This window comes from Solemya pervernicosa gill symbiont (genome assembly GCF_002020875.1).
Classification (GTDB): Bacteria; Pseudomonadota; Gammaproteobacteria.
The window spans coordinates 1-12,049 of record NZ_MPRL01000026.1 but is presented as its reverse complement, the minus strand read 5'-3'; the positions used below and the strand labels follow the sequence as shown (position 1 = coordinate 12,049).

The following is a 12,049-nucleotide window of genomic DNA, read 5'->3' as shown; positions in this document are numbered from 1 at the left end:
TGGCCTGAGTGCAGTATCGGCTTGATAGTTACTAATGAGAGTGATGATTTATAAACTGTAATAACGATGATTAATAGAAAAGTACTAAATATCGGAAAAGACTCAATACATTTTAAGGCTTTTGTGGATCAACAAAAGAAATATAATCTATGTGAGTATAAGAATGTAATAATTACAGAAAGAAACAATCTGGAATTCTTTGATAGTAATGACGATGAAGAAATTGTTGTTGTAAAAGAGAAGCAATTCCAGTTAGATAATTATATTTCTTGGGCTGATATAATAATTGTGCATTGTCTCGAAGATCATAAAATAAGAATAATAGAGTCTATTCCAGACAGTAAGATAGTTGTCTGGGCCGGTTGGGGTGCTGATTATTACAATAGGTTTATTGGTGGAGAATATAGATATTTTAATTGGCAAACACATAAGGCCATGCTGTTAAGTGATTATAAATACCCGCTAAGAGTTTTAAAAAAAACAATACTAAGTATACAGAGTTTATATAGACTCAAAAAAATCACTGTAAGAGTCGATGGTTTCAGTACGCCATGTAATACTGAATTTCAATACGTAAAAAATATACTAGGAAATAGTTTTAGGGCGAAAAGTGTACAAATTAGATACTCTAGCAATGAAAAATACCAGGAGAAAGGTGTAAGTTGCATTGGAAACAATATTATTATTGGGAACTCAGCTGACCCTACGAATAATCATATTTCCATAATTAACAGCTTATCTAATTGTTGCATTGACAATGAGCAGATAATATTTATACCTCTTTCATACGGAGGAACGAAAAGATATGTCTCTTTTGTTAAAGATTACGCAAAAAAGCATTTGGATAATAATGAAATAGTATTTTTAGAGGAAAGGCTTAGCAAGGAAGAATATTTTAGTATTATCAATACATGTAATATTGGGGTGTATGCGCACAGTAGACAGCAAGCTGTTGGAAATATACGAGCAATGATAGAACAAGGATCAAATGTATACTTGTCTGGAATTTCTCCATTGTATGTTTTTTTAAAGCGGAGTGGAATGCAGATAAAAACTATAAAAGAACTTCCTATGGATCTTTCGCGTGTTAAAAATAGAATGCACACAAATAATTTAAATATCCTAAATGACTTGTTCTCTAAACAAAGGATAATTAAAGAATTTGAAGAATTAATAAGCGGTGAGTATGGATAATAATATATGTCGAATGTTTAATAATTAATTGATTCTGATCTGAATCTTGGCTGGTTGAATATAGCCGTAGTTAGTGATGATGTAATTGTTAAATGCAATTTGTTGCTCGAATCTATTGGTAGAGAGTCGCTTGTCGGTGATATAAAATTAGAAATATTAAAATCTATAGAAGTCATCCGTGGTGTGATGCATCAAGGAGGGATGTCGCTGGTAGATTATAGTTTTATTGATCTATTATTAATATGTCGGATAAGCCATTATCCTTTTAAACATATTCCAATATTCTGGATATTTAAGGTAGATCAAAGCTTATAGGGTGACTGATTTGTTATGTTTCTTGATAAATTGAAAAAAAGTTTACCAGTGCCAGTTAAAGATTACATAAAGTACCTATACTGGCTTCCTAGAATAATAGGAAAACCAAAAATATTCTGTATCTCCATGCAAAGAAATGGTACCACATCTGTCGGAGTGTTCCTGAAGGAACATGGATATAGGGTGGCAAGTTATAGTGTACATCGAAAGTCCTGGAGCAGGTTATGGTTGAAGGGGGATTATGAGAGAATATTTGGTTCTTGCACGTTTAAATCATATCATGCTTATGAAGACTACCCACGGTGGTTTCCGGATTTTTATAGAGTATTGAACTGCAGATTCCCGAATGCGAAATTCATATTATTGTACAGAGATAGCAATAAATGGTTTGATTCCATGCTTAATCATAAGCTGATAAAGCAAACAGCGAATGATTATTTGCACAGCAAAATTTATAGAAATCTGGATTCGTATTATGATAAGAACGCGAAAAATTCGGATTATATTCCTGAAGTAGATGATAGTATCGACCATATGCCGCTTGAAGATAAACGTGATCATTACATCAAGGTGTATGAAGAATACAATAGGGAGGTTATAGAATATTTTAAGAAATATGCCCCAGAAAAACTGTTTATCACCAGTCTTTCAGATAATAATAAATGGTTAGATATTGGGGGTTTTCTTGGTATTAAAGTAAATGTCGATTATGAGTGTCACGCAAATAAAACTATAGGTGGTCCAAATTCATAGAATGACTGTTACAAAAGAATAGATGTCGTACAAGCTAAATAATTTATAGGAAAATTATAATATAAGTATAGATTATAAAGTTTCGTACAATAATGATGGCTTTAACATGGCCAACATAACTAATTGCATTGGTAGATTATGTTTGATGGAGCTTTGTCGTGAGCCGTGATTACTTGCTTTTTATCACTCAATTCGTGAGGCATGTTACCCAAGATAACCAAACTGGTGGTACGTTAAGTAATTATTTATTATTAAAAGCCCTTTCAAAGAATAGAAAGATAAAGATACTGTCATTTGACGACAATTATGACTCTGTTGAGGGTTTTGCAAGTGAAGGAATCGAAGTTTGTACGGTGGGGCATCCGTCATGGGGTGGGTTGAGTTTAACGGCAAATTGGAATCCATTTGTTCAGAGTAAAACACAGGAGTTTCTAACTGAATATGGGGTGCCAAGGGATGTTGTGGTGACAACCTCTTCTTTGCCTGCCCTGAAAGTGTTTGATCAAGTTCCAGATGTTAATAGAGCTGTGGTGGTTAGAGCCTTTGAAAATTATGGATTTAGGCCGCCAAAGGTTAGCGTCCGGTTAAGAATAAACTTGGCAAAATTAGCCGTTATTCGTAGATTTAGTGATGTGCGTATGATGAAACGTGCAGACATGGTTATAACGAACAGCGAATTCATGAGAAAAAGTATTAGAAAACGTTTTACGATCAACAAATCAAAGATTAACATTATTCCACCATTGTGTGATATCCAGTCATCTATTCACAAGTTTCATGAAGTGGGAAATATAATTGGATTTGTAACACGTGGTTCAGATAAAAATTATCCCTTTGTACTTGAATTAGCTAAGCGTGCTCCAGAATATCTGTTTCTCATATATGGACACACTAACAAAATAGATCCAGCAACACCTAAGAATGTCATTGTTAAAGGCTGGGAATCGGATCGGCAAGCAATGTTGTCTTCAGCCGCAGTATGGTTAATGCCTTCGCTATGGCCTGAACCTTTTGGTCGCGTATCAATGGAAGCCCAGGCCGCAGGACGTATCGCGCTAGTTATCAACGCTGGTGGCCTTCCAGAAACTGTGGCAGACAAAAGATTTGTTATTGATGGTTTTGAGTGTGAACAATGGTTGCGGGCAATTCATGAAGCATTCATGATGCATTCTTCTGTTATTGAAGATAATGGCGCTAAAATACGAGCAAAATTTTCACAAGAATCACATGATATGAAAATAGACGATCTATTCGCTAATAGTCATACTTGAATTATTATGAGGGTATATCGTTATGCTGACGAAAATCATTAACGCTCCAAAAAAGCTGGTCAACACAATCTTAACTGCATTAAATGATGATTACATCATAATGCAATGGGCAACAGAGGGTGTGGTCGCAGCCAATTGGGGTGATAAGTTAAACTCGTATCTGGCAAAACATGTCTCAGGTAAAACGATTGTGCATCGTGCAGACGTCTATCCTTGGCCACCAAAGCCTGTACATTATTGGATTGGTAGCCATCTTGCGACTGCATTGAGTGATTCTAATGCTATTGTCTGGGGTTCTGGTTGTATATCATACAACGTTCCGCTTGTAGGAATGCCTGGGGAGATTAGGGCTGTGCGAGGATGGCTTTCGTCTGATCGGCTGAAAAATGAAGGATATGACGAAGTAACTGTGGTTGGTGATGCTGCTTTATTACTGCCGCGTTTTTATACACCTAAAAAGTTACAAAAGCGTTTTTCTCTTGGCGTAATCCCACACTGCCATGAATGGAATGAACCATTCTTCGTGACTGCGAGAGAATGGCCTGATACGCATTTAATCGATATTACAGGCGATATTGAGGATGTTGTAGACCAGATTAATGCTTGTGATCGTATTGTCTCTTCTTCACTTCACGGATTAATTTGTGCTGATTCATACGGAGTACCGTCTCTATGGATGCGCGTCTCAGATAAGCTGGCTGGTGATGGATTCAAATTCAGGGATTATTTCACTTCAGTTGGAAGACCTGATTGGGATCCGATTAATGTGGATGTAAATACTCAGAGAGTAGACTTGGAAAGGAAATTCCATGATTACGTGATTGATATTGACCTGGATAGTCTTTGGAATGAGTGTCCAATGAGGCTTGATTAAAAAAGCATAGTGTTATGGGAGGACAAAGAATATCAATTGTACTGCCCAACTTGCGAGGCGGTGGTGCCGAGCGTGTTAGTGTTGATCTCGCGCGAGCCTTTGCGGAGTGCGGGCATGAAGTAGAATTCGTACTCATGACATCGTCCGGTGATTTTCTGCGCGAGGTGCAGAGGGATTTCCGAGTGATTGATCTTGGAGTCACACGTCTTCGGAATGTATTACGGCCTATGTATGGCTACTTACGCAACAAGCGACCAGATGCAGTTATTGCAATGATGTGGCCTTTAACCACAGTTGTTCCGCTTGCAGCAAGGTTGGCGCGGATTCAAGGATCTATCATGGTATGCGAGCATGGGATCCTATCTAGGCAGTACGATGAATGGGGCACTGCTCATAGGATATTGGTGAGACTAAGTACCTTTTTCGGATATCGGCTAGCTACCGCAAGGCTCGGGGTATCGGATGGCGTGGTAGCTGATATGGCCCGCCTCTCAGCGTTTCGCGAATCGAAGATTTCTACTATCTATAATCCCCTGCGACCAATGAATTACCCGAGTGTGGAGCAGAAGGCCACAGTCGATCCGCTTTGGAAAGCTGATGGACCACGCATCCTCAGTGTCGGAAAGCTTAAGTCCGTAAAGAACCACGCTTTTCTTCTTCATGCTTTTGCTGCTCTCTCGCACCCGAGGGCTTGCCTGACAATAGTTGGCCAGGGACAAACTGAGTCAATGCTGCGAACATTGGCAGTGGAGCTTGGAATTGAGGATCGGGTGCTGTTTGCCGGGTTTCATGAGGATCCATCACCTTTCTACGCGACTGCCAATCTTTTTGTCCTATCTTCAGACCATGAGGGCTTTGGCAATGTTATCGTCGAAGCGCTCTCTTTCGGTTTGCCCGTGGTATCGACTAATTGTCCCTCCGGACCGGCAGAAATCCTCGGAAATGGGTGTTGGGGAATGCTTGTGCCTGTGGGTGATGTTGCTGCGCTTTCAGATGCTATGGAGGAAGCATTAAATGCATCTGTGGATCACGAGGCCCTGAAGCGTCGTGCAGCTGAATTTTCTCCTGAGATCGCAGCTCAACAATATTTAGACCTACTGAGCCTTTCATGTACCAAACGCTCTATCTAACACGTAATGGCCTACTAGAACCACTCGGTCAAAGCCAAATAATGGCTTATCTGCGGGGATTGTCGCAGGAATACCGTATTACGCTCATCACCTATGAAAAGGACGATGACTGGTCAGATACGGAGAGGGTTGCACGAGTACGGACTGAGTGTGAAAGCCTGGGTATCCGCTGGCTGCCGCAGCGGTTCCGCCCTCGACCAAAGATTGTAGCGCCGCTTTTCAGCATGGTGCGTATGGTCTGGCTCGTGCGACGTGAAGTACAAAAGCATAACGTTCAATTAATTCATGCTCGCTCCTACATTCCGGCTGCAGTGGCGATGTTGGTTGGTCGGTTGGCTGGGATACCATTCATCTTCGATATGCGGGCGCTTTGGCCAGAGGAGTTGATCACTGCTGGAAGGCTGGGTAGAGGAAGTCTACTTCATCGTGCCATAGTCACGGCAGAACGAGTATGTATTAGTAGGGCGGCCGCAGTGGTGTCGTTGACACATGCGGCGCTTGCGCATTTGAATAGTGAGTACCCATACGGCATGGCCGAGCAGAAAGTAGTCGTAATTCCAACTTGTGCTGATCTTGAACGATTTGTTCCTGTCGAAGATGGGCCTGAGCGGCGGATCATTGGGTGTCTAGGTACAGTATTGAGCGGATGGTTCAGGCTCGACTGGCTTGTATCGTTTATGACAGTTGCTGCTGACCGTGATCCGGAGGCCTCATTCGAACTGACCACCCGGGATGATCCGGTGCAAATTAGAGCGGCAATCGAGAACAGCAGTTCATTGGTGAAGTCTAGGTTGGAGATTAGATCCTGTTCTTCTGACCTAGTACAAGAGGTGTTGCAGGGGCAGATGGCATCAGTAATGTTCTTCACTGAGGGCCTAAGCAAACTGGGTAGCAGTCCGACTCGTATGGCAGAGATTCTTGGTTGCGGTATTCCAGTGGTGGCCAACGATGGTGTTGGTGATGTTGCAGAAATCATCAAGCAGTACAATGTCGGTGTGCTTGTAGATAATTGTTCAGAAGAGGCGATGGTTAAGGCTCTTGATGAGCTAGATACGTTGCTGTCTGATCCCAAACTGAGCTCACGTTGCCGGAAGGCTGCAGAAGAGGTGTTTTCGTTGCAGGCTGGTACAGAATCTTATCGAGAAATCTATCGAGAATTATTGCCTCATTCGTAGCAGTGTGATCAACACGAATCACCATGAGACTGGTAATGTCTGAAGTCATTAAAGATATAGGTGGTAAAGAGAGTATTCGCATACTTGTTCTTTCAAAATACGCCCGTAATGGAGCGAGTAGTCGCTATCGTACTTACCAGTATCTGCCATTTTTTGAACAGCTCGACATAGAAGTTAAAGTGATGCCCCTTTTTGATGAGAGCTATATTGATCAGCTCTACAATTCGGGCAAGGTATCTCGAGTGGAATATTTTCGTGCGTTTTTACGACGTATCAGCTCATTAGTAACTGTCTATCACTACGATGTCGTATTAATAGAATACGAGGTTTTCCCCTATTTTCCGGCGCTATTCGAACGCTTACTAAGTTGGACCGGTATTAAATACCTGGTCGATTACGACGATGCCTTGTTTCATCAATATGACATGCATCCTAGCTGGCTTGTTAGAAGGCTACTGGGGAACAAGATTGCTACCGTGATGAAATTGTCGGAGGTGGTAATCGCAGGCAATGGTTACTTGATGGATTATGCCAAGTTGGCAGGATCAAAACGTGTCGAGGTAATACCTACTGTCGTCGATCTCGATAATTACCCATTAACTGTGAACAATAAACGGCACAATTCTAAATTCACTATTGGATGGATAGGATCGCCCACAACCGCACGTTATCTGCAGTTGATTTGCCCGGCATTGAGGGAGTTCTGTGAGGCGAGTGGTTCCCATGTCCGCATAGTTGGCTCCGGTGAGATTGAACTTCCTGGTGTTGATATTGAGATTGTAGAGTGGAGTGAGGAAGATGAAATCGAGATGCTTCACACCTTTGATGTCGGCATTATGCCTTTGCCCAATGAGTATTGGGCGCGTGGTAAGTGCGGGTTTAAATTGATCCAGTATATGGCATGTGGTTTGCCTGTGATCGCCTCTCCGGTGGGTGTAAATAGTGACATCGTTGAACACGGTGTGAATGGGTTCCTCGCGAAAACTACAGAGGAGTGGGTAGCGGCGCTGAACGCGCTCTTATCAGATTCTCTATTACGTCAAAATATGGGTGAGGCTGGTCGTTCAAAAGTAGAACGACAATACTCATTACAGGTTACGGCCCCTCATCTGGCCGGCATCCTCTCTTCTGTTGCCTAGGCGTTCTTGTAATGTGTGGTATTGCTGGTTTATTCGATTGTCGAGCAGTTGCAAGTACTGCTTTAGTGGGCACAGTGTCGCGGATGATTGCCACACTGGATCACCGTGGTCCCGATGATAGCGGGACATGGATTGATGAATCAGTTGGCTTGGCCCTTGGACATCGTAGACTTTCGATTCTTGATCTCTCTTCAGCAGGGCATCAGCCTATGCAGTCGGATTGTGGCCGCTATACCATCGTTTTTAATGGTGAGATCTACAACCATTTAAAACTCCGTGAGCAGCTAAAAGCAGAGCGGGTTGCGCCTGTCTGGCGTGGTCACGCCGACACAGAGAGCTTGCTTGCGTGTTTTGTCGCCTGGGGAATCGAGAAGACTCTTCAATCCATTGGCGGGATGTTTGCATTTGCCCTGTGGGATAGGAAAGAGAGGAAGTTGACGCTTGCGCGTGATCGCATGGGTGAGAAGCCGCTCTACTACGGATTTGCGGCTGATGATTTTCTTTTCGCGTCAGAGCTAAAAGCGTTACGTTGTCACCCAAAATGGCAAGGCAGTGTCGATAGGAGCGGTCTGGGGCTACTGCTGCGCTATAACTACATACCAGCACCGCATACCATCTACAAAGGAATCTCAAAGCTGGATGCTGGTTGTTATCTGACGGTCCGGAGTGGTGGAGAGCCAGAGGTGACTCGCTACTGGAGTGCAGAGCAGGTTGCATTTGATGGCGCTAGAAAGATGCGCTTTGAGGGTGACCCAGAGGATGCGGTACAGAGCCTTGAATCGAAGTTGATGCAATCGCTTTCTGGGCAAATGTTGTCGGATGTTTCATTAGGTGCTTTTCTGTCTGGTGGCGTCGATTCTTCGACGGTGGTTGCACTGATGCAGGCGTCAAGTTCGAGACCGATCAAGACGTTTACGATCGGATTCGATGTTCAAGGTTTCGATGAGGCGGCAGACGCAAGTCGGGTGGCAAGGCATTTAGGAACAGAGCACACAGAGCATTATGTGACGGGAAGAGAAGCGCTCGAAGTCGTACCGCAACTCCCAACCATCTACGATGAACCATTTGCTGATGTCTCGCAGATACCAACCTATCTCGTCTCCAGGCTCGCGAGCAGCAGTGTTACCGTGGCGCTTTCGGGGGATGGAGGTGATGAGCTGTTTGGCGGCTATAACCGGTACACGCAGGGCAAGCGGCTGTGGGAATTACTGCAGCGATTGCCGAGGGTAGGGCGGGGCTCACTAGAGGCCGTACTGAATGTTATGTCGCCGAAGCAGTGGGATTCGCTGTTTGCGTTTATTGCGCCGCTACTTCCCAAATCAAAACGCATCGGAAGTCTCGGTGATAAGATTCAGAAAATAACCTCGTTACTCTCCTGTCCAGATGCTAAATCATACTATCAGGACGTGGTCTCCTTCTGGCGGGAACCAGAGGCTGTCGTGGTCGGTTCAGAATATGTAGAGACTTTGGTTTTGACACCAGATCGTTGGCCAAAATTAGATGGAATAAGTTCGACCATGATGTATCTAGATATGGTGACCTACATGCCCGACGATATTCTGGTGAAGATGGATCGTGCGGCCATGTCAGTCGGCTTGGAAGGACGGATGCCGCTCCTTGATCATAGGTTGGTTGAGTTTGCTTGGTCGTTACCTCTTGAGATGAAGATCAAGGATGGGGTAGGAAAGTGGCCGCTGCGAGAGGTGCTCTACAAGTATGTTCCCAGAGAGTTGATAGAACGGCCTAAGATGGGATTCGGTGTCCCACTAGATAGCTGGTTGCGGGGTCCGCTACGAGAGTGGGCCGAAGATCTTCTAGATGAACAACGTTTGATTAATGAGGGATACTTTGATGCAGACCCGATACGAATGATGTGGCAGGAGCATATCAGTGGTAAAGCAAATAGGCAGCATCAACTGTGGAGTGTGCTGATGTTTCAGGCGTGGTTGGAAAATCAGTAGACAATGATCTCCTTCTGGCTCTCATTCTTATTTCCTGTTGCAGGTGTTTTTAGCCCATATAGAACAGGACAAGAGCTGCGAATAATCGCGTGGTTTAGTGTCGGATTATTCCTGACAATATTAATTGGTCTTCGTCATGAGGTGGGCGGTGACTGGGTGAATTATCTCCGTCATTATGATATTACCTTGGGGGAGTCATTCTCAGAGGCGGTCGTAACATCTGATCCCGCTTACGCATCGTTAAACTGGCTGATCGGCCTGTTTGATGGCGGTATCTATAGTGTAAATCTTGTCTGTGCAGTGATATTTGTTTTAGGTCTAATAAGGTTATGCCAAAAACAACCCTTGCCTTGGCTGGCTCTTGCAGTGGCCGCCCCCTATCTGGTTACTGTTGTAGCCATGGGTTATACACGCCAGGCAACTGCGCTTGGCATTATAATGTGGGCATTGGCGGGGCTGCGTGAAGGTAAATTAATACGGTACTCAATTCTGGTGGTTTTGGCCTGTACCTTTCATAAGACGGCAGTGATTATGTTTCTTCCCGTAATACTGCTCTCTAAGCGAGGCAAGGTAATTAAAGCCGTTGCAATATCGGCGTTGATGCTAGTCACTGCTGGCGCTCTGCTGGCAGAGCACTATGAAAGGTTGATGAGAAGTTACGTTGACAACCCGATGGTTTCGGAAGGTGGTGAAATAAGGGTGTTAATGAATGTGCTCCCCGCACTGCTGTTGATTATCTCATGGAAACGTTGGCAGATGGTTTGGGATGATAGCGCTGCGTGGGTGTTGATTGCGCTGATGGCGATAGCCTGTTTACCGCTGCTTTCAATAGCATCAACCGTTGCAGATAGATTGGCGCTCTATCTGATTCCACTGCAGCTGGTGGTCTACGCCAGAACGCCACTGTTAATTAATAATATGCAGATGCGTACAGGCTTTGTGCTTGGTGTGCTGGTGATGCATGCGGCCGTTCTATACGTCTGGTTGAATTATGCAGGCCACGCCCATCTTTGGGTGCCTTACAGGAATATTCTCTTTGAGTGATGTAAGCAAGAGAATATTGATCGTTTCCAATACTGCATGGTCGGTATCCAATTTTCGGTTGGGACTGATCAAACGATTACTTCGCGATGGTTGCAGTGTGATGGTGGCAGCCCCGCGTGATGATTCCTCAGTTAAATTGGTTGAGGCGGGTTGCGAGGTCGTGGATATCAAGCTCGACAATAAGGGGATGAACCCGGTGCGCGATGCAGGCGCACTGCTGCAGCTAATCCGACTCTATCGAAATCTCGCGCCATCCTTGGTTCTGCACTACACAATCAAACCGGTAATATACGGAGGGGTGGCTGCACGGTCATTGAAGATACCCTATATCAGTACAATTACCGGACTGGGTACAGTCTTCATCAAGGAAGGATGGGTTACGAGACTTGTCGAGTGGCTCTACCGAATCAGTCAGAAACGTGCTGCAAGGATCTTCTTCCAAAACAGCGACGATCGACTGCTCTTTCAACGCCGTAGACTGGTGCCGGAACAAGCGACGGAACTGGTGCCCGGTTCTGGTATAGATGTCGGCTATTTTGCACTGAACCGTTACCCGTCGAATGGCCGTGCCGTCCGCTTTCTGCTGATTGCTCGCATGCTGCGAGACAAGGGGGTGGTCGAATACGTTGAGGCCGCAAGAATAGTTAAGCAGCGCTACCCAGAGACACGCTTCCAACTGCTGGGTGAGGCGGGTGCCGAGAATCAAACTGCCATCCATCTGGAAGAGATCGAACAGTGGGTGGATGCTGGCTATGTTGAATATCTGGGAACGACTGACGATGTAAGGGGCTATATCACACAGGCAGACTGTGTGGTGCTCCCTTCATACCGCGAAGGGATGCCTCGAACTCTTCTCGAGGCCGCCAGTATGGGGCGTCCTATCGTGACGACCGATGTGCCCGGTTGCCGTGAGGTTGTCAGTGATGGAGTCAACGGTTATCTCTGCAAGGTAAAGAGTGCCGAAAGCCTGGCCGATAGCATCAAGCGCATGCTCAGTGCGAGTGAGACGGAACGGGAACAGATGGGGTTGCGTGGGCGTGAGCTTGTGTTGAGTCGGTTTGACGTGCGTATAGTCGTTAACCAATATATGGCTGTCATTCGCTGACCGCCATGGATAGCGAAGCGAAGGCGGTTAGTCCGCGATAGTCGACGCCGTCTGCATATTCGTAGTTGAGAGCGCGAGCGAACGACGA

10 protein-coding genes are annotated in these 12,049 nt (G+C 44.8%); all 10 read left to right on the top strand.

The window, feature by feature from the left end; genetic code table 11:
- Positions 1 to 66: 66 nt before the first annotated feature.
- The 10 genes from BOW52_RS07820 to BOW52_RS07775 all read left to right on the top strand — a co-directional run bounded on the left by BOW52_RS07820 (position 67) and on the right by BOW52_RS07775 (position 11,961).
- Positions 67 to 1,194, top strand: coding sequence for a TDP-N-acetylfucosamine:lipid II N-acetylfucosaminyltransferase (locus tag BOW52_RS07820; protein ID WP_078483535.1), 1,128 nt, complete (start codon positions 67 to 69; stop codon positions 1,192 to 1,194).
- Positions 1,195 to 1,524: 330 nt separating this feature from the next.
- On the top strand, positions 1,525 to 2,262 hold the full coding sequence (locus BOW52_RS07815; RefSeq protein WP_135622144.1) for a sulfotransferase: 738 nt from the start codon (positions 1,525 to 1,527) through the stop codon (positions 2,260 to 2,262).
- Between the two features lie 158 nt (positions 2,263 to 2,420).
- Entirely contained in the window at positions 2,421 to 3,533 is a 1,113-nt protein-coding gene (locus BOW52_RS07810) for a glycosyltransferase family 4 protein (RefSeq protein WP_078483533.1), read from the top strand.
- Positions 3,534 to 3,555: 22 nt separating this feature from the next.
- The gene (locus tag BOW52_RS07805; RefSeq protein ID WP_078483532.1) at positions 3,556 to 4,407 is read left to right on the top strand and encodes a polysaccharide pyruvyl transferase family protein; all 852 of its coding nucleotides are present in this window, start codon (positions 3,556 to 3,558) and stop codon (positions 4,405 to 4,407) included.
- A gap of 14 nt (positions 4,408 to 4,421) precedes the next feature.
- The gene (locus tag BOW52_RS17725) at positions 4,422 to 5,537 is read left to right on the top strand and encodes a glycosyltransferase (RefSeq protein ID WP_078483531.1); all 1,116 of its coding nucleotides are present in this window, start codon (positions 4,422 to 4,424) and stop codon (positions 5,535 to 5,537) included.
- Positions 5,516 to 6,712: a glycosyltransferase gene (locus BOW52_RS07795; RefSeq protein ID WP_078483530.1), complete on the top strand. Its 1,197-nt coding sequence runs from the start codon at positions 5,516 to 5,518 to the stop codon at positions 6,710 to 6,712. The genes BOW52_RS17725 and BOW52_RS07795 overlap by 22 nt, the downstream gene beginning before the upstream one ends.
- 35 nt (positions 6,713 to 6,747) lie before the next feature.
- Positions 6,748 to 7,851: a glycosyltransferase family 4 protein gene (locus BOW52_RS07790; RefSeq protein ID WP_236725670.1), complete on the top strand. Its 1,104-nt coding sequence runs from the start codon at positions 6,748 to 6,750 to the stop codon at positions 7,849 to 7,851.
- 11 nt (positions 7,852 to 7,862) lie between these two features.
- Entirely contained in the window at positions 7,863 to 9,812 is a 1,950-nt protein-coding gene (gene asnB / locus BOW52_RS07785; RefSeq protein ID WP_078483529.1) for an asparagine synthase (glutamine-hydrolyzing), read from the top strand.
- A gap of 3 nt (positions 9,813 to 9,815) precedes the next feature.
- Positions 9,816 to 10,856: an EpsG family protein gene (locus tag BOW52_RS07780; RefSeq protein WP_078483528.1), complete on the top strand. Its 1,041-nt coding sequence runs from the start codon at positions 9,816 to 9,818 to the stop codon at positions 10,854 to 10,856.
- Positions 10,849 to 11,961: a glycosyltransferase family 4 protein gene (locus BOW52_RS07775; protein WP_236725669.1), complete on the top strand. Its 1,113-nt coding sequence runs from the start codon at positions 10,849 to 10,851 to the stop codon at positions 11,959 to 11,961. Before BOW52_RS07780 ends, BOW52_RS07775 begins: the two co-directional genes overlap by 8 nt.
- Positions 11,962 to 12,049: the final 88 nt, after the last annotated feature.